Raw genomic sequence first — 18,880 nt, 5'->3', positions numbered from 1 at the left:
GCCAATGGACGTTTCTTACCTGCTCGACAGCCTTAATGACAAACAGCGTGACGCGGTTGCCGCCTCGCGCACCAACATGCTGGTGCTGGCTGGGGCGGGCAGTGGTAAGACGCGCGTGCTGGTTCACCGTATCGCCTGGCTGCAGAGCGTGGAGAACTGCTCCCCGTACTCTATCATGGCGGTGACGTTTACCAACAAGGCGGCGGCGGAGATGCGCCACCGTATCGCCCAACTGATGGGCACCAGCCAGGGCGGCATGTGGGTTGGCACCTTCCACGGTCTGGCGCACCGCCTGCTGCGTGCGCACCATATGGACGCTAACCTGCCGCAGGATTTCCAGATCCTCGACAGCGAAGACCAGCTCCGCTTGCTGAAGCGCCTGATCAAGGCGATGAACCTCGACGAGAAGCAGTGGCCGCCGCGTCAGGCGATGTGGTACATCAACGGTCAGAAGGACGAGGGGCTGCGCCCGCATCACATTCAGAGCTTCGGCAACCCGGTCGAGCAGACCTGGCAGAACGTCTACAAGGCCTATCAGGAAGCGTGCGATCGCGCCGGTCTGGTGGATTTCGCCGAGCTGCTGCTGCGCGCTCACGAGCTGTGGCTCAATAAGCCGCACATCCTGCAGCACTACCGTGAACGCTTCACCAATATCCTGGTGGACGAGTTCCAGGATACCAACAACATCCAGTATGCGTGGATCCGCCTGCTGGCAGGTGATACCGGCAAGGTGATGATCGTGGGCGATGATGACCAGTCGATCTACGGCTGGCGCGGGGCGCAGGTGGAGAACATCCAGCGCTTCCTCAACGATTTCCCCGGTGCGGAAACCATCCGTCTGGAGCAGAACTACCGCTCAACCAGTAACATCCTGAGCGCGGCCAACGCCCTCATTGAGAATAACAACGGGCGTCTGGGTAAAAAGCTGTGGACCGACGGCGTCGACGGCGAACCGATTTCGATTTACTGCGCCTTCAACGAGCTCGACGAAGCCCGCTTCGTGGTGAACCGCATCAAAACCTGGCAGGACAACGGCGGCGCGCTGGAGCAGTGCGCCATTCTCTACCGCAGCAACGCCCAGTCGCGCGTGCTGGAAGAGGCGCTGCTGCAGGTGAGCATGCCGTACCGCATTTATGGCGGTATGCGCTTCTTCGAACGCCAGGAAATCAAAGATGCGCTGTCGTACCTGCGCCTCATTGCGAACCGTAACGACGACGCGGCGTTTGAACGCGTGGTCAATACGCCAACCCGCGGTATTGGCGACCGTACGCTGGACGTCGTCCGTCAGGCCTCGCGCGATCGCCAGCTGACGCTGTGGCAGGCGTGCCGCGAGCTGTTACAGGAAAAAGCGCTCGCCGGACGCGCCGCCAGCGCATTACAGCGCTTCCTTGAGCTGATTGACGCCCTTGCGCAGGAAACCGCCGACATGCCGCTGCACGTGCAGACCGACCGGGTGATTAAAGACTCCGGCCTGCGCATCATGTACGAGCAGGAGAAAGGCGAGAAGGGCCAGACCCGTATTGAGAACTTAGAGGAACTGGTGACGGCAACGCGCCAGTTCAGCTATAACGAAGAAGACGAAGACCTGATGCCGCTGCAGGCGTTCCTCTCCCACGCCGCGCTGGAAGCGGGCGAAGGGCAGGCGGACACCTGGCAGGATGCGGTTCAGCTGATGACCCTGCACTCCGCCAAAGGCCTGGAGTTCCCGCAGGTGTTTATCGTCGGCATGGAAGAAGGAATGTTCCCGAGCCAGATGTCGCTGGATGAAGGCGGCCGTCTGGAAGAAGAGCGTCGTCTGGCCTACGTGGGCGTGACGCGCGCGATGCAAAAGCTGACGCTAACCTACGCCGAAACCCGCCGTCTGTACGGTAAAGAGGTCTACCACCGTCCGTCGCGCTTTATCGGCGAACTGCCGGAGGAGTGCGTGGAAGAGGTGCGTCTGCGGGCGAGCATCAGCCGTCCGGTCAGCCATCAGCGCATGGGGTCACCGATTTCTGAAACTGACACCGGCTACAAGCTGGGCCAGCGCGTGCGCCATTCGAAGTTTGGCGAAGGCACCATTGTGAATCTGGAAGGCAGCGGCGAGCACAGCCGCCTGCAGGTGGCGTTCCAGGGGCAGGGGATCAAATGGCTGGTAGCGGCCTATGCGAAGCTGGAAACAGTCTAACATTCAGAAAAATATCATTATTTTGTAATAATCTGCTAGCCTTATACATTGAAGGTCAATTAATGCCCTTCAGCGTTCCGTTGCGTGTTGACGCCACAGTTATAGCTGGCGTAACATGCGCGCACGATTACGCTAAGAGGACATTCGCCTTGGACACACCCAGTAGATGCTGGCTCAATTCCCTGTCATCCAGGAACAACTCCTAAGGCTATCTCCTCTTGCTGATGGCCTTAGTGGTTGTCAGCGACCTGCATTATTCCCGTCGCGCTGAGTCAGGCTGTTTAATGGTCTGAAACCCAATTTGTTTCTGTGTGCCCACCGAACTGTCCGATATTTTTTGCATTGGGAGTCCCGGTCATGTTGAGCGCATTTCAACTCGAAAATAACCGACTGACTCGGCTTGAAGCCGAAGAGTCACAGCCCCTCATTGATGCCGTATGGGTGGATCTGGTCGAGCCGGACGACGATGAGCGCCTTCGCGTACAATCTGAGCTGGGGCAAAGCCTGGCAACCCGCCCGGAACTGGAAGACATCGAAGCATCCGCGCGTTTTTTTGAAGACGAAGACGGTCTGCATATTCACTCCTTCTTCTTTTTTGAAGATGCGGAAGACCACGCGGGTAACTCCACCGTGGCGTTTACCATTCGCGACGGCCGTCTGTTTACCCTGCGCGAGCGTGAGCTGCCGGCATTCCGTCTCTACCGCATGCGCGCCCGCAGCCAGGCAATGGTGGACGGTAACGCTTACGAACTGCTGCTCGATCTTTTCGAGACCAAAATTGAACAGCTGGCGGACGAAATTGAAAACATCTACAGCGATCTGGAAAAGCTGAGCCGCGTGATCATGGAAGGCCATCAGGGCGATGAGTACGACGCAGCGCTCTCCACGCTGGCGGAACTGGAAGATATCGGCTGGAAAGTGCGTTTGTGTCTGATGGATACCCAGCGCGCGCTGAACTTCCTGGTACGCAAGGCGCGTCTGCCGGGCGGTCAGCTGGAGCAGGCGCGGGAGATCTTACGAGATATCGAATCCCTGCTGCCGCACAACGAATCCCTGTTCCAGAAGGTGAACTTCCTGATGCAGGCGGCGATGGGCTTTATCAACATCGAGCAGAACCGCATCATCAAGATCTTCTCGGTGGTTTCCGTGGTGTTCCTGCCGCCGACGCTGGTGGCGTCCAGCTATGGGATGAACTTTGAGTTTATGCCGGAACTGAAGTGGAGCTTTGGTTACCCGGGGGCGATTATCTTTATGATCCTCGCCGGGCTGGCGCCGTATTTGTACTTTAAGCGTCGTAACTGGCTTTGAGAATCCGCCCGGTGGCGCTGCGCTTACCGGGCCTACAGATCTTGTAGGCCGGATAAGGCGCAGCCGCCATCCGGCAAAAAGGCACTACAGCCCTTTGCGCACCCTGCGCTGGGTATAAATCGCATCTGCGACGAAAATCGCCAGCGCCACCCAGATAAAGGCGAACGTCACCATCTTATCTGCCCCTGGCACCTCACCGTAAAACACCACTGCCAGCAGGAACATCAGCGTCGGGCCAATGTACTGGAAGAAGCCCAGCGTGGAGAGACGCAGACGCGTCGCTGCACCGGTGAAGCACAGCAGTGGAATGGTGGTCACCACGCCTGCCGCCATCAGCATCAGGTTCAGCGACCACGGATTGCTGCCCATATGGCTGGTGGCGCTGTCGGCGATGCCGAAGAGATAAATCGCCGCCACGGGCAGCAGCCACAGGGTTTCAAACAGCATCCCCGTCTGCGCTTCCACCGCAATCTTCTTACGCACCAGGCCGTAGAACGCAAAGCTGAACGCCAGACCGAGGGCAATAATCGGCAGCGAGCCGAAAGTCCAGAGCTGCACCAGTACGCCGCAGAAGGCCAGAATCACCGCCACCCACTGCATCCGGCGGAAGCGCTCACCGAGGAAAATCATTCCCAGCACGATGTTCACCAGTGGGTTAATGAAGTACCCCAGGCTTGCTTCGAGCATGTGATGGTTATTCACCGCCCAGATAAACAGCAGCCAGTTGCCGCCAATCAGCACTGCTGAGAGCGCCAGCAGGAAGACCTTCTTAGGGGTTTTAAACAGCGTTTTGACGCCCGACCACTGACGGCTGAGGCTCATCAGCGCAATCATAAAGAAGAATGACCAGATAACGCGGTGAGTAAGGATCTCATCGGCCGGAACGTAGGCGATAAGTTTGAAATACGCCGGGGCGATACCCCAAATAAAATAAGCGGCAAGGGCGAGTAAAACGCCCTGCCGCGTCTGTTTAGCATCCATCGGGAGAATCCGTTACAAAAAAGTGAATTAATTTTACCCGATTTTGCCGCTTCAACCCACCATATAAGTGGCGGTTGCGCTGGCGATATACACCTGTTCTTCGTTGTGTAATTCAACACGTGCCACGGCAACTTTATTTCCGGCGCGCAGCAGGCTGCTGGTACAGGTAAAGCGATTTCCGCGCCCCGGGCGAAGATAGTCGACGCGCAAATCAATGGTGCCCATGCGCGCCAGACGCTGGCGGAGTTCATCTTCGTTGATGGTGTCATGGCGGGTCAGCGTACTGCCTACGCAGACCAGGCCTGCCGCCACGTCCAGCGCGGAGGCAATCACGCCACCGTGCAAAATACTTTGCGCCCAGTTACCCACCATCATCGGCTGGTTGTTGAAACTCAGCTGGGCAAAGTCTTTCTCATAACGCTCCAGCTCCAGTCCCAGCGCACGGTTAAACGGCATATGGTAAACAAAAATCTCGCCCACGAGTTTTAACACTTCTTCGGCGGTAAGCATGGCTGACATGAGGCATTACATCCTTATTGTTAATGAAATGTTGATTTTATGCCTCGGCAACAAGGAATTCCACTTTCAGAAACGAGGATGCAGCAGTTGTCGCAGAAGTCTGTAGAATGTTCGCCACATAACTATTCAGGTAATTTTATTCTTTTGCAGGAGAACACCACCGATGCGGACGTATCTGGCCTGGTTACTGGCGGCGGTTGCGCTGCCCCTCACAGCATACGCGCAGGAAGCGACGATCAAAGAGGTCCATGATAAACCTGCCGTTCACGGTAGTATTATCGCGAACCTTCTCCAGGAGCATGACAATCCGTTCACGCTCTATCCGTATGACACCAACTATGTGATTTACACCCAGACCAGCGATCTCAACAAAGAGGCGATAAGCTCCTATAACTGGTCTGATAATGCGCGTAAAGATGAGGTGAAGTTCCAGCTCAGTCTCGCCTTCCCATTCTGGCGCGGTATTCTGGGGCCGAACTCGGTGCTCGGGGCTTCTTACACGCAGAAATCCTGGTGGCAGCTCTCTAACAGCGGAGAGTCCTCACCGTTCCGTGAAACCAACTATGAGCCGCAGTTGTTCCTCGGTTTTGCAACGGATTATGAGTTTGCGGGCTGGACGCTGCGTGATGTCGAAGTGGGCTTTAACCACGATTCCAACGGTCGCTCTGACCCTACCTCGCGCAGCTGGAACCGTGCCTATACGCGCCTGATGGCGCAAAACGGTAACTGGATGGTGGAAGTGAAGCCGTGGTATGTGGTGGGCAGCACTGATGACAACCCGGACATCACCAAATATATGGGCTACTACCAGCTTAAAGTCGGCTACCAGTTAGGTGATGCTGTGCTCAGCGCCAAAGGCCAGTACAACTGGAACACCGGCTACGGCGGTGCGGAAGTGGGCTTAAGCTATCCAATGACCAAGCATGTCCGTATCTATACTCAGGTGTACAGCGGTTACGGCGAGTCGCTTATCGATTACAACTTCAACCAGACCCGCATCGGCGTGGGCGTGATGCTGAACGATATTCTCTAGGCTGCTCGAATGTTTTTGCGTTAAACGTTGAAGTTTCTCTCTCAGGCGCTGAAAATAGCGCCTGTTTCATTTCAGGCATATGGGGTTAACGTGGCGCAGGCGGAAGTATTGAATCAGGAGTCGCTGGCTAAACAGGTTTTGCATGAAACCTTTGGCTATCAGCAGTTCCGCCCTGGCCAGGAAACCATCATTGAAACGGTGCTGGAAGGCCGTGACTGCCTGGTGGTGATGCCAACCGGCGGTGGAAAATCACTTTGTTATCAGGTGCCCGCGCTGGTGCTTAACGGCCTGACGGTCGTAGTATCCCCGCTCATTTCCCTGATGAAAGACCAGGTTGACCAGCTGCTCGCCAACGGCGTGGCGGCAGCCTGTCTGAACTCCACGCAAACCCGGGAGCAGCAGCAAGAGGTGATGGCCGGGTGTCGCACCGGACAGATCCGCCTGCTGTATATCGCGCCGGAACGCCTGATGCTGGATAACTTCCTCGACCATCTCGCGCACTGGAATCCGGTCCTGCTGGCGGTGGATGAAGCACACTGTATTTCCCAGTGGGGGCATGATTTCCGCCCGGAATATGCCGCGCTCGGCCAGCTGCGTCAGCGTTTCCCCGAGCTGCCGTTTATGGCGCTTACCGCCACGGCAGATGACACCACCCGTCAGGATATTGTTCGCCTGCTCGGGCTGAACGACCCCTATATTCAGGTCAGCAGCTTCGACCGCCCCAACATCCGCTACATGCTGATGGAAAAATTCAAGCCGCTGGATCAGCTCCTGCGCTACGTCCAGGAGCAGCGCGGCAAGTCCGGCATCATCTACTGCAATAGCCGTGCGAAGGTGGAAGACACCGCCGCGCGTCTGCAAAATCGCGGCTTTAGCGCCGCCGCGTATCACGCCGGGTTAGAGAACCATATCCGCGCCGACGTGCAGGAGAAATTCCAGCGTGACGACCTGCAAATCGTCGTCGCGACGGTAGCGTTCGGCATGGGGATCAACAAGCCCAACGTGCGCTTTGTGGTCCATTTCGACATTCCCCGCAATATCGAATCCTACTATCAGGAAACCGGTCGCGCCGGGCGTGACGGTCTGCCTGCGGAAGCGATGCTGTTTTACGATCCGGCCGATATGGCGTGGCTGCGCCGCTGTCTGGAAGAGAAACCGCAGGGACAGCTGCAGGATATCGAGCGCCACAAGCTCAACGCGATGGGCGCGTTTGCCGAAGCACAAACCTGCCGCCGTCTGGTGCTGCTCAACTACTTTGGTGAAGGGCGCCAGGAGCCGTGCGGCAACTGCGATATCTGCCTGGATCCGCCGAAACAGTACGATGGCCTGATGGACGCGCGTAAGGCGCTCTCGACCATTTACCGTGTGAATCAACGCTTTGGGATGGGCTACGTGGTGGAGGTGCTGCGCGGTGCCAACAACCAGCGTATCCGCGACATGGGCCATGACAAGCTGCCTGTCTACGGTATTGGCAAGGAGCAGAGCCACGAACACTGGGTGAGTATCATTCGCCAGCTGATCCATCTGGGCTTCGCCACGCAGAACATTGCCCAGCACTCCGCCCTGCAGCTGACCGAAGCGGCGCGTCCGGTACTGCGCGGTGACGTTGAACTCAAGCTTGCCGTGCCGCGCGTCATCGCCCTGAAGCCACGCGTGATGCAGAAATCCTACGGCGGTAACTACGACCGCAAGCTGTTCGCCAAACTGCGCAAGCTGCGTAAAGCTATTGCCGATGAAGAGAACATCCCGCCTTACGTGGTGTTCAACGACGCGACGCTGATTGAGATGGCCGAGCAGATGCCGCTCAGCGCCAGCGAGATGCTCAGCGTCAACGGCGTGGGGACACGCAAGCTGGAGCGCTTTGGTAAAGAGTTTATGGCGCTCATCCGCTCTCACGCCGATGGTGATGATGAGGAGTAGTCAGCCGGGCGAAAAAGTGCCAGGATGATGACTCACTGAATTATTTCCCCGCGAGCGAATTATGTTAATGCTATTTCTCACCGTGGCGTTAGTGCACATCGTTGCGCTGATGAGCCCCGGCCCAGACTTTTTCTTCGTATCACAAACGGCCGTCAGCCGCTCCCGCAAAGAGGCGATGATGGGCGTGCTCGGTATCACCATGGGCGTGATGGTCTGGGCGGCCGTTGCGCTGCTCGGTCTGAACCTTATCCTGGCGAAGATGGCCTGGCTGCATAACATCATTATGGTCGGTGGCGGGCTGTACCTGTGCTGGATGGGCTACCAGATGCTGCGCGGGGCGCTGAAGAAAGAAGAGAAAAAACCGGAAGAGCCAAAGGTGGAGCTGGCAACGGGCGGCCGCAGCTTTGTAAAAGGGCTGCTGACCAATCTGGCGAACCCAAAAGCAATTATCTATTTCGGCTCCGTGTTCTCGCTATTTGTCGGCGATAGCGTCGGCGCGGGCGCGCGCTGGGGTATCTTCCTGCTGATCGTCGTCGAGACGTTTGCGTGGTTTACCATCGTGGCCAGCCTGTTCGCCTTACCGGCGATGCGCCGCGGCTACCAGCGTATCGCGAAGTGGATTGACGGCTTCGCCGGCGCACTGTTCGCCGGCTTCGGCATTCATCTCATCATTTCTCGCTAAGCATGACGCGCTGACGCAAGCAGCGCGCCAACCAGCATAAACAGCGAGCCAAAGACTTTATTCAGGGCCTTCATCTGCTTAGGCCCTTTAATCCACGCCGCAATTCGCTGCGCCAGCGTCGCGTAACCAATCATCACGATGATATCGACGATAATGGTGGTCGCGCCCAGCACCACGTACTGCATCACCTGGGGCTGATGCGGAACAATAAACTGCGGGAACAGTGCGGCGAGGAACACAATGCTCTTCGGGTTGGTCAGGTTGACGAACACCGCGCGTTTAAACAGATGGCCGCGGTTTTGCGTCTGAGCGAGCGTATTCAGGTTGATGGAGCCCGCCGCGCGCCACTGCTGGATACCCAGCCAGATCAGATACGCTGCCCCGGCCCATTTCAGCACCTCAAAGGCCAGCACGGAGCGGGAGAACAGGGTCCCCAGACCAATCCCGACCAGGACAATGTGAATGCCCAGCCCGGTCTGCAAACCGGCAATCGACGCCGCCGCACCGCGATAGCCATGGTTAATAGAGGTGGTCATGGTGTTAATGGCGCCCGAGCCCGGTGAAAGACTAAGGATGATGGATGTCAGCAGGTAAGCGAACCACCACTCGAAGGTCATTTGAAACTCCCGAATCGTCTGTTTTTATGCCACAATACGCTATTGTTGAGTCATTTTGTGACCGGTTACGAAAAAACGATATTCCTTGGCTTAGGTGAGTAGAAACCCGATGTTTCAGCAGAAAAAGGACTGGGAAACACGAGAAAACGCATTTGCTGCTTTCTCCATGGGGCCGCTGACCGATTTCTGGCGCCAGCGTGAGGAAGATGAGTTTACGGGCGTCGGCGATATTCCGGTACGCTTCGTGCGTTTTCACGCTAAGAAAAATGACCGGGTCATTGTGGTCTGCCCCGGGCGTATTGAGAGCTATATCAAATACGCCGAACTGGCCTATGACCTGTTCCATCTGGGCTTCGATGTGTTGATTATTGACCACCGCGGGCAGGGGCTGTCGGGCCGCCTGTTATCGGATACGCATCGCGGCCACGTGGATAACTTCAGTGATTACGTCGACGACCTCGCCGCGTTCTGGCAGCAGGAGGTCGAGCCTGGCCCCTGGCGGAAGCGCTATATTCTGGCGCACTCTATGGGCGGTGCGATTTCAACGCTGTTTTTACAGCGCCACGCGCACCAGTGCGACGCCATTGCGCTCACCGCGCCGATGTATGGCATCGTCATGCGTTTTCCTGACTGGATGGTGCGTCATATTCTTGACTGGGCTGAGGGCCATCAGCGCATTCGAGAAGGCTATGCCATCGGGACGGGGCGCTGGCGTGCACTGCCTTTTGCGATGAACGTGCTGACCCACAGCCGACAGCGCTATCGTCGTAACCTGCGTTTTTATGCCGATGAACCGCGCCTGCGCGTGGGCGGCCCGACCTATCACTGGGTGCGGGAAGGTATCCTTGCCGGTGAGCAGGTGCTGGCTGGCGTCGGCAATGACGACACGCCAACGCTTCTGATTCAGGCTGAAGAAGAGCGTGTGGTGGATAACCGCATGCATGACCGTTTTTGCGAACTCCGCGCTGCCGCCGGCCACCCTTGTGAAGGGGGAAAACCGTTGGTCATCAACGGCGCGTACCATGAGATCCTTTTTGAAAAGGACGCTATGCGCTCAGTCGCGCTCAACGCCATTGTTGAATTTTTCAACAGGCATAATTGATTCTTGTTTTCCACCAGAGGTTGAAATCCCTATGTACCAGGTTGTTGCATCTGATTTAGATGGCACGCTGCTTTCCCCCGACCACACCCTGTCGCCTTACGCGAAAGAGACCTTAAAACTCCTGACCGCCCGTGGCGTAAATTTTGTGTTTGCCACCGGTCGCCACCACGTAGACGTCGGGCAGATCCGCGATAATCTTGAGATCAAATCGTACATGATCACCTCCAACGGTGCGCGCGTGCACGATACCGACGGTAACCTGATCTTTACCCACAACCTGGATCGCGATATTGCCGCCGATCTGTTTGGCGTGGTGCACAATAACCCGGATATCGTCACCAACGTCTACCGCGACGACGACTGGTTTATGAACCGCCACCGCCCGGAAGAGATGCGTTTCTTCAAGGAAGCTGTATTCCAGTACTCGCTGTACGAGCCGGGTCTGCTGGAGCCGGAAGGGATCAGTAAGGTGTTCTTCACCTGTGTAAATCATGAGGAATTGCTGCCGCTGGAGCAGGCGATCAACGCCCGCTGGGGCGATCGCGTCAACGTGAGCTTCTCAACCCTGACCTGCCTGGAAGTGATGGCGGGTGGCGTCTCCAAAGGTCACGCGCTGGAAGCGGTTGCGAAACGTCTGGGCTTCGAGCTGAAAGACTGTATCGCCTTTGGTGACGGCATGAACGACGCAGAGATGCTCTCCATGGCGGGCAAGGGCTGCATCATGGAAAACGCGCACCAGCGTCTGAAGGATTTGCACCCGGAGCTGGAAGTCATCGGCACCAACGCAGACAACGCGGTACCGAAGTATCTGCGCAAACTGTTCCTTGAATAATCTTCATTTGGTTGTTTATTGCTCAGATGTCAACTAAAGAGTTCGCTACAATGCCTCTCCTTCTTTTTGAGAGACAAGCATTGTGGCGCTACTCATTATCACCACTATCCTGTGGGCCTTCTCCTTTAGCCTGATTGGCGAATACCTTGCCGGTTCGGTCGACAGCTACTTCTCGGTGCTGATGCGCGTGGGGCTGGCAGCGCTGGTGTTCCTGCCGTTTTTGCGTACGCGCGGGCAATCGCTGAAAACGATTGTGCTGTATATGCTGGTGGGGGCGATGCAGCTCGGCATCATGTATCTGTTTAGCTTCCGGGCTTACGTCTACCTGTCTGTCTCCGAATTCCTGCTGTTCACCGTGCTCACGCCGCTCTATATCACGCTGATTTACGACCTGCTCAGCAGGCGCCGTCTGCGCTGGGGATACCTGCTGAGCGCGGCACTGGCGGTGATCGGCGCGGCGATTATTCGCTATGACAAAGTCAGCGATCACTTCTGGACCGGGCTGATGTTCGTTCAGCTCGCCAACATCAGTTTCGCCATTGGCATGGTGGGCTACAAACGCCTGATGGAAACCCGTCCGATGCCGCAGCATAACGCGTTCGCCTGGTTTTATATGGGGGCTGCGATTGTCGCGGTGGCGGCGTGGTTTATGCTCGGTAACCCGCAAAAGCTGCCGACTACCTCTGTACAGTGGGGCGTTCTGATCTGGCTGGGCGTGGTGGCGTCAGGGCTGGGGTACTTCATGTGGAACTACGGCGCTACCCAGGTAGACGCCGGTACGCTGGGGATCATGAACAACGTGCATGTCCCGGCAGGGCTGCTGGTCAACCTCGCCATCTGGCAGCAACAGCCGCACTGGCCGAGCTTCCTTATTGGGGGAACGGTGATCCTGGCTTCGCTGTGGGTCCATCGACGTTGGGTCGCTCCGCGCTCCGCACAAACGGAAGATGGTCGCACGCGTGGTTCCGCGCTGAGCGAATAAACGCCTCCGTAATCGGCTGACGCTGCTCGCCATCGCGCACGGCGGCGTACAGTCGGCTCCACAGTCCTTCACCCAGGGTTTTGGTCACTACCAGACCCTGGCGTTCAAAACTCTCCACCACCCAGTGCGGCAGCGCCGCGATACCCATTCTGGCCGCCACCATCTGAATCAGCAGCAGCGTGTTATCCACGCTTTTCAGCTGCGGGCTAATGCCGGCAGGCTGCAGGAAGTGGCGCCAGATATCCAGACGACTGCGCTGAACCGGATAAATCAGCAGCGTTTCTGTCGCCAGGTCTTCCGGCGTGATGCGCGTTTTGGTCGCCAGCGGATGGTCCGGCGCCAGCACCAGGCGCACTTCATAATCAAACATCGGCGAATAGTGCAGGCCGCTGCGCGGCAGAATGTCCGAGGTCATCACCAGATCCAGCTCGCCCTGCTGCAGAGATGGCTGCGGGTCAAAGGTCACGCCGGATTTGAAGTCCATCTCCACCTGCGGCCACTTCTGACGGAAGTTCTCAAGCGCGGGGGTCAGCCACTGAATACAGCTGTGGCACTCAATGGCGATACGCAGCTTGGTTTGCTGCGGTTCGTTACACGCCTGCAGCGCGCTGGCGATTTGCGGCAGTACCTGATTCGCCAGCTGAAGAAGAATTTCACCTTGCGGCGTAAAGCGTAGCGGCTGGCTCTTACGCACAAAAAGACGGAAGCCGAGGCGTTGTTCCAGATCGCTGAACTGGTGAGAAAGGGCGGACTGGGTCTGGTGCAGCGTGGCCGCAGCCGCCGCGAGCGAACCGCAGTTCCGCAACGCTTGTAGCGTTTTCAGGTGTTTTATCTCGATCATGAAAGTCCTTCACTTCGCCATGAACATTTTGCGCTTGAGGAATATACAGTACCTGCCAATTATAGATGTGTAAACATCTGGACGTCTAAATAACGATTTTCACAAGGGGTACACCATGACAATCCGCAATCACACTCTCGGTTTCCCTCGCATTGGCCTGCGTCGCGAGCTGAAAAAAGCGCAAGAAAGCTACTGGGCGGGTAACGCCACCCGTGAAGAACTGCTGGCGGTGGGACGTGAGCTGCGCGCCCGTCACTGGGAGCAGCAAAAACAGGCGGGCATTGACCTGCTGCCAGTGGGCGATTTCGCCTGGTACGACCATGTTCTGACGACCAGCCTGCTACTTGGCAACGTGCCGGCTCGTCATCAGAACAAAGATGGATCGGTAGATATTGATACCCTGTTCCGCATCGGCCGTGGCCGCGCGCCAACGGGTGAGCCAGCGGCAGCGGCGGAAATGACCAAGTGGTTTAACACCAACTATCACTATATGGTGCCAGAGTTCGTAAAAGGCCAGCAGTTCAGGCTGACCTGGACGCAGCTTCTGGATGAGGTGGACGAAGCGCTGGCGCTGGGCCACCAGGTGAAACCGGTGCTGCTCGGACCGGTAACGTACCTGTGGCTGGGCAAAGTGAAAGGCGAGCAGTTTGACCGACTCAGCCTGCTGAAGGATATCCTGCCGGTCTACAAACAGGTGCTGATTGAGCTGGGCAAGCGCGGCATTCAGTGGGTACAAATCGACGAACCGGCGCTGGTTCTTGAGCTGCCCCAGGTTTGGCTCGATGCTTTCAAACCGGCGTATGACGCGCTCACCGGTCAGGTAAAACTCCTGCTGACGACCTATTTTGAAGGTGTGACGCCGAACCTGAAGACCATTACCGCGCTGCCGGTGCAGGGCCTGCACGTTGACCTCGTTCACGGTAAAGATGATGTGGCGGAGCTGCACAAGCGTTTGCCAGAGGACTGGCTGCTCTCTGCCGGACTGATTAACGGCCGCAACGTCTGGCGCGCCGATCTCACCGAGAAATACGCACAAATCAAAGGCATCGTCGGCAAGCGTGAGTTGTGGGTGGCATCGTCCTGCTCCCTGCTGCACAGCCCGATCGATCTGAGCGTGGAGACCCGGCTGGATGCTGAGGTGAAAAGCTGGTTTGCCTTCGCCTTGCAAAAATGTGAAGAGCTGACGTTGTTGCGCGATGCGCTGAACAGCGGCGACACGGCGGCGATTACCGAATGGAGCGCACCGATCCAGGCGCGTCGTCGCTCGGCGCGCGTGCATAACCCGGCGGTGGAAAAACGTCTGGCGGCCATCACCGCCCAGGACAGCCAGCGCCAGAGCCCGTATGAGGTGCGCGCCGAAGCGCAGCGCGCCCGCTTCAATCTGCCTGCGTGGCCAACAACGACTATCGGCTCTTTCCCGCAGACTACGGAGATCCGCGGCCTGCGTCTGGACTTCAAAAAGGGCAATCTGGATGCGAATCACTACCGCACCGGCATCGCGGAACACATCAAGCAGGCGATTATCGAGCAGGAACGCCTTGGGCTGGACGTGCTGGTGCACGGAGAGGCCGAGCGTAACGACATGGTGGAATACTTCGGTGAGCACCTGGACGGCTTCGTCTTTACCCAGAACGGCTGGGTGCAGAGCTACGGCTCCCGCTGCGTGAAGCCGCCGGTGGTCATCGGTGACGTCAGCCGCCCGGAAGCGATTACCGTGGGGTGGGCGAAATACGCGCAGTCTCTGACGGACAAGCCAGTGAAAGGCATGCTCACCGGTCCGGTAACGATTCTTTGCTGGTCCTTCCCGCGTGAAGACGTGACCCGTGAAACCATCGCGAAGCAAATTGCGCTGGCATTGCGTGACGAAGTGGCGGATCTCGAAGCCGCAGGTATTGGCATTATTCAGATTGACGAACCGGCGCTGCGCGAAGGCTTGCCGCTGCGGCGCAGCGACTGGGATGCCTACCTGCAGTGGGGCGTGGAAGCGTTCCGCATCAACGCCGCGGTGGCGAAGGACGACACCCAGATCCACACCCACATGTGTTACTGCGAATTTAACGACATCATGGATTCGATTGCCGCGCTGGATGCCGACGTGATCACCATCGAGACCTCGCGTTCAGACATGGAGCTGCTGGAGTCGTTTGAAGAGTTCGACTACCCGAATGAAATCGGGCCGGGCGTGTACGACATTCACTCCCCGAACGTGCCGAGCGTGGAGTGGATTGAGGCCCTGCTGAAAAAAGCGGCCCAGCGCATTCCGGCAGAGCGCCTGTGGGTGAACCCGGACTGCGGACTGAAAACCCGCGGCTGGCCGGAGACGCGCGCGGCGCTGGCGAACATGGTGAAGGCGGCGCAGAACTTGCGTCAAGCGTAGTGGTGCTGGATTTGCCCGGTAAGGCGTAGCCGCCACCGGGCTTTTTGTTATTACGCTTTCTTACCGCCGTACTGGCTAAACCACGCCAGCATTCTCTGCCAGCCATCTTTGGCTGATTCTGCGTGATAGCTCGGACGATAATCGGCGTTAAACGCATGCCCGGCATCCGGATACACCACAATCTCCGCCTTCGCATTTGCCGCACGGAGCGCATGGCGCATAGTCTCTACCGAATCAAGCGAAATACCGGTGTCCTGACCGCCGTAAAGCCCTAACACGGGGGCATTTAACTCAGTGGCGATATCGACGGGATGTTTCGGTGAATTCAGCGTTTTTTCACCCACCAGTTTGCCGTACCAGGCGGCAGCGGCTTTGAGCTGCGGGTTATGTGCGGCATACAGCCAGCTAATGCGTCCGCCCCAGCAGAAACCGGTAACCAGCAGACGATGTGGATCGCCCCCGTTGCGCGCCGCCCAGCTGGCGACGTGATCGAGATCGGCCAGAACCTGCGCGTCCGGGACTTTGCTGACCAGGTTGCTGAGCAATGTTGGAATATCGCTGTAGTCGTTCGGATCGCCCTGACGGAAGTAGAGTTCTGGCGCAACGGCCAGATACCCTTCCAGCGCCAGCCGGCGGCAGAGGTCGCGAATGTGTTCGTGAACACCAAATATCTCCTGAATCACAATCACGATGGGCAGCGGGCCGTCTGCCGATTTTGGCCGTGCGTGATAAGCAGGCATATTCTCCCCCTGCGAGGGAATGGAGGTCTCGCCCGCGGTAATTGCCGCGTCTGGCGTCGACACGATGGTTGAAGCGTGTGGGGCCGCAGCAGGTGCAAAACCGGTTTTTTCAGTCATGGCATTCTCCGTACCAATGAGTTAGCGCAAAGGTAAATATAGACACCAGGTTAACAACTCACAGTGCCTTAAACGGTCTATCTTTTGTGCAGCACCTGGCGATATAACTTGTTAATGTGATGTAAATCACTTTCTGATGGAAATTTAATGCAATCATTTTCATTCATGGTGAAGTTCGTCACGAAAATATGCTTACTGCTTCTGTAAAGTACCGTTTTACTTCTTCTGACTAACCGACCCACAGAGGAGTCACCTATGTCTAAGTCTGATGTTTTTCATCTCGGCCTCACCAAAAACGATTTACAAGGGGCTACGCTCGCTATCGTCCCTGGCGATCCTGAGCGTGTGGAAAAGATCGCCGCGCTGATGGATAAGCCGGTCAAGCTGGCTGCCCATCGCGAGTTCACCACCTGGCGCGCAGAGCTGGATGGCAAAGCGGTGATCGTGTGCTCTACCGGTATCGGTGGTCCATCTACTTCTATTGCTGTTGAAGAACTGGCGCAGCTGGGCATTCGTACTTTCCTGCGTATCGGTACCACCGGCGCTATCCAGCCGCACATCAACGTCGGCGACGTGCTGGTCACGACTGCGTCCGTCCGTCTGGACGGCGCGAGCCTGCACTTTGCACCGATGGAGTTCCCGGCAGTGGCTGATTTCGAGTGCACCACCGCGCTGGTTGAAGCCGCGAAATCCGTAGGCGCAACTACCCACGTGGGCGTAACCGCCTCTTCCGACACCTTCTACCCGGGCCAGGAGCGTTACGACACCTTCTCAGGTCGTGTGGTAAGCCGTTTCAAAGGCTCAATGGAAGAGTGGCAGTCCATGGGTGTGATGAACTACGAAATGGAATCCGCAACGCTGCTGACCATGTGCGCAAGCCAGGGTCTGCGTGCGGGTATGGTGGCGGGCGTTATCGTCAACCGTACCCAGCAGGAGATCCCGAACGCCGAAACCATGAAGCAGACCGAAAGTCATGCAGTGAAAATCGTGGTGGAAGCAGCGCGTCGCCTGATCTAGTCCTCTCTTCTGAATTCAAAGGCCGACACGTTCGGCCTTTATTTTTTGCGTAGCGCCTCGCAGGAAAACCCTTTCAAACTGGACGTTTATACAGCACAATTCTATTTTGTGCGGGTAATACGTTGATGCAGGGGGCATTGTGGATATCTCAATCCTGATTTACGCGGTGATTGCGCTGGCGGGCGTGGGGATAGGCTGGCTGATTTCCAGCTACCAGCATGCACAGCAGAAGGCCGACCAGCTGGCCGAGCGAGAGGAGATGGTCGCCGATTTAAGCGCGACAAAACAGCAGCTTGCGCTGAGTGGACACTGGCGCGACGAGTGTGAATTGCTCAATAACGAACTGCGCAACTTGCGTGATATCAACACGTCACTGGAGGCCGATCTCCGCGAAGTGACCACCCGCCTTGAATCCACCCAACTGCATGCGGAAGACAAAATCCGCCAGATGATCAGCAGCGAGCAGCGCCTCAGCGAACAGTTTGAGAACCTCGCCAACCGAATTTTTGAGCACAGTAACCGCCGCGTTGACGAACAGAACCGCCAGAGCCTGAACAGCCTGCTGACGCCGCTGCGTGAACAGCTGGACGGTTTCCGTCGTCAGGTGCAGGACAGTTTTGGTCAGGAAGCCCGCGAGCGACACACGCTGGCGCATGAGATTCGCAATCTCCAGCAGCTGAATGCGCAAATGGCGCAGGAAGCGGTCAACCTGACCCGCGCGCTGAAAGGGGATAACAAAACCCAGGGCAACTGGGGAGAAGTGGTGCTGACCCGCGTGCTGGAGGCCTCTGGTCTGCGCGAAGGATACGAATACGAAACGCAGGTGAGTATCGAAAACGATGCCCGCTCACGTATGCAGCCGGATGTGATAGTGCGGCTGCCGCAGGGTAAAGATGTGGTGATTGACGCCAAAATGACGCTGGTGGCGTATGAACGCTACTTTAATGCGGACGATGACTACACGCGCGAGTCTGCGCTTCAGGAGCATATTGCCTCCGTGCGTAATCACATTCGCCTGCTCGGCAGAAAAGACTACCAGCAGCTGCCAGGTCTTCGCTCGCTGGACTATGTCCTGATGTTTATCCCGGTAGAACCCGCATTTCTGCTGGCACTCGACAGACAGCCTGAGCTTATCACCGAAGCGCTCAAAAATAACATTATGCTGGTCAGCCCCACCACGTTGCTGGTGGCGTTACGCACCATTGCGAATCTGTGGCGCTATGAGCACCAGAGCCGCAATGCGCAGCAGATAGCCGATCGTGCCAGCAAGCTGTACGACAAAATGCGCCTCTTCGTGGACGACATGTCTTCAGTCGGGCAGAGCCTGGATCGTGCGCAGGATAACTACCGTCAGGCAATGAAAAAACTCGCCTCCGGACGCGGTAATCTGCTGGCACAGGCCGAATCATTCCGCAGCCTGGGGGTAGAGGTTAAACGCGAGATTAATCCGGAATTGGTCGAACAGGCCACCGCCCAGGACGACGAGTTTCGCCTGCGAGAAGGTGCGGACGAACAAAAGACAAACAGTGAAGACAACACGTTAGCGGTGGATTTATCACCAGATGAGCCTCCAGCGCGTTTCTTTCGCGGTGGTTGAAACGTAGGGCAAACGCGCCCAATCTGTTACACTTCACGAACATTTTAC

The 18,880-nt window shown here is 57.2% G+C and carries 17 protein-coding genes; 12 read left to right on the top strand and 5 right to left on the bottom strand.

Annotation, left to right across the window (positions count from 1 at the left end; genetic code table 11):
• Positions 1–4: 4 nt before the first annotated feature.
• The 3 genes from uvrD (at position 5) to corA (ending at position 3,475) form a co-directional block, all read left to right on the top strand.
• On the top strand, positions 5–2,167 hold the full coding sequence (gene uvrD, locus FU672_RS21530) for a DNA helicase II (protein WP_148244756.1): 2,163 nt from the start codon (positions 5–7) through the stop codon (positions 2,165–2,167).
• Complete coding sequence (gene ysgD / locus FU672_RS25480; protein ID WP_410053336.1) at positions 2,128–2,373, top strand: YsgD/CorL family protein; 246 nt, start codon at positions 2,128–2,130, stop codon at positions 2,371–2,373. Before uvrD ends, ysgD begins: the two co-directional genes overlap by 40 nt.
• A gap of 151 nt (positions 2,374–2,524) precedes the next feature.
• A complete protein-coding gene (gene corA, locus FU672_RS21525) occupies positions 2,525–3,475 on the top strand; it encodes a magnesium/cobalt transporter CorA (RefSeq protein WP_148244755.1) in 951 nt (316 codons plus the stop codon).
• Between the two features lie 84 nt (positions 3,476–3,559).
• Here corA and rarD read toward each other — a convergent pair whose 3' ends face one another.
• On the bottom strand, positions 3,560–4,456 hold the full coding sequence (gene rarD / locus FU672_RS21520) for an EamA family transporter RarD (protein ID WP_023333804.1): 897 nt from the start codon (positions 4,454–4,456) through the stop codon (positions 3,560–3,562).
• Between the two features lie 51 nt (positions 4,457–4,507).
• Positions 4,508–4,975, bottom strand: a complete 468-nt coding sequence (gene yigI, locus FU672_RS21515) for an acyl-CoA thioesterase YigI (protein ID WP_008501538.1) — start codon at positions 4,973–4,975, stop codon at positions 4,508–4,510.
• A gap of 163 nt (positions 4,976–5,138) precedes the next feature.
• Between yigI and pldA the strand changes: the two genes are divergently transcribed.
• The 3 genes from pldA (at position 5,139) to rhtC (ending at position 8,610) form a co-directional block, all read left to right on the top strand.
• Positions 5,139–6,008, top strand: a complete 870-nt coding sequence (gene pldA, locus FU672_RS21510) for a phospholipase A (RefSeq protein ID WP_126331085.1) — start codon at positions 5,139–5,141, stop codon at positions 6,006–6,008.
• Positions 6,009–6,098: 90 nt separating this feature from the next.
• On the top strand, positions 6,099–7,928 hold the full coding sequence (recQ, locus tag FU672_RS21505; RefSeq protein ID WP_148244754.1) for an ATP-dependent DNA helicase RecQ: 1,830 nt from the start codon (positions 6,099–6,101) through the stop codon (positions 7,926–7,928).
• 61 nt (positions 7,929–7,989) lie between these two features.
• Positions 7,990–8,610, top strand: a complete 621-nt coding sequence (rhtC, locus tag FU672_RS21500) for a threonine export protein RhtC (RefSeq protein ID WP_010426287.1) — start codon at positions 7,990–7,992, stop codon at positions 8,608–8,610.
• Here rhtC and rhtB read toward each other — a convergent pair.
• On the bottom strand, positions 8,607–9,227 hold the full coding sequence (gene rhtB / locus FU672_RS21495; RefSeq protein ID WP_008501533.1) for a homoserine/homoserine lactone efflux protein: 621 nt from the start codon (positions 9,225–9,227) through the stop codon (positions 8,607–8,609). The genes rhtC and rhtB overlap by 4 nt on opposite strands.
• A 109-nt stretch (positions 9,228–9,336) precedes the next feature.
• Here rhtB and pldB point away from each other — a divergent pair, with 109 nt between their 5' ends.
• The 3 genes from pldB (at position 9,337) to FU672_RS21480 (ending at position 12,143) form a co-directional block, all read left to right on the top strand.
• On the top strand, positions 9,337–10,329 hold the full coding sequence (gene pldB / locus FU672_RS21490; protein WP_148244753.1) for a lysophospholipase L2: 993 nt from the start codon (positions 9,337–9,339) through the stop codon (positions 10,327–10,329).
• Between the two features lie 31 nt (positions 10,330–10,360).
• Positions 10,361–11,161 (top strand): sugar/pyridoxal phosphate phosphatase YigL, encoded by an 801-nt coding sequence (yigL, locus tag FU672_RS21485; RefSeq protein ID WP_121423318.1) that lies wholly within the window; start codon positions 10,361–10,363, stop codon positions 11,159–11,161.
• Positions 11,162–11,243: 82 nt separating this feature from the next.
• Positions 11,244–12,143, top strand: a complete 900-nt coding sequence (locus tag FU672_RS21480) for a carboxylate/amino acid/amine transporter (RefSeq protein ID WP_148244752.1) — start codon at positions 11,244–11,246, stop codon at positions 12,141–12,143.
• On the opposite strand, the gene metR is transcribed toward FU672_RS21480, so the two are convergent.
• Positions 12,031–12,984 carry an HTH-type transcriptional regulator MetR gene (gene metR, locus FU672_RS21475; protein ID WP_148244751.1) on the bottom strand — a complete coding sequence of 318 codons (954 nt, stop codon included), beginning with the start codon at positions 12,982–12,984 and terminating at the stop codon, positions 12,031–12,033. The genes FU672_RS21480 and metR overlap by 113 nt on opposite strands.
• Before the next feature lie 115 nt (positions 12,985–13,099).
• Between metR and metE the strand changes: the two genes are divergently transcribed.
• Positions 13,100–15,361, top strand: coding sequence for a 5-methyltetrahydropteroyltriglutamate--homocysteine S-methyltransferase (gene metE, locus FU672_RS21470; protein ID WP_148244750.1), 2,262 nt, complete (start codon positions 13,100–13,102; stop codon positions 15,359–15,361).
• 50 nt (positions 15,362–15,411) lie between these two features.
• Here the strand turns inward: metE and FU672_RS21465 are convergent, their stop codons facing one another.
• The gene (locus FU672_RS21465; RefSeq protein WP_148244749.1) at positions 15,412–16,218 is read right to left on the bottom strand and encodes a dienelactone hydrolase family protein; all 807 of its coding nucleotides are present in this window, start codon (positions 16,216–16,218) and stop codon (positions 15,412–15,414) included.
• Positions 16,219–16,473: 255 nt separating this feature from the next.
• On the opposite strand from FU672_RS21465, the gene udp reads away from it, so the two are divergent.
• Entirely contained in the window at positions 16,474–17,235 is a 762-nt protein-coding gene (udp, locus tag FU672_RS21460; protein WP_003860792.1) for a uridine phosphorylase, read from the top strand.
• Positions 17,236–17,374: 139 nt separating this feature from the next.
• Positions 17,375–18,832: a DNA recombination protein RmuC gene (rmuC, locus tag FU672_RS21455; protein ID WP_148244748.1), complete on the top strand. Its 1,458-nt coding sequence runs from the start codon at positions 17,375–17,377 to the stop codon at positions 18,830–18,832.
• Positions 18,833–18,880: the final 48 nt, after the last annotated feature.

It is taken from the genome of Enterobacter asburiae (assembly GCF_008080435.1).
Classification (GTDB): Bacteria; Pseudomonadota; Gammaproteobacteria; order Enterobacterales; family Enterobacteriaceae; genus Enterobacter; species Enterobacter asburiae_C.
Note: the sequence above shows the minus strand (reverse complement) of the source record. Positions and strands in the feature narration are given on the sequence as shown.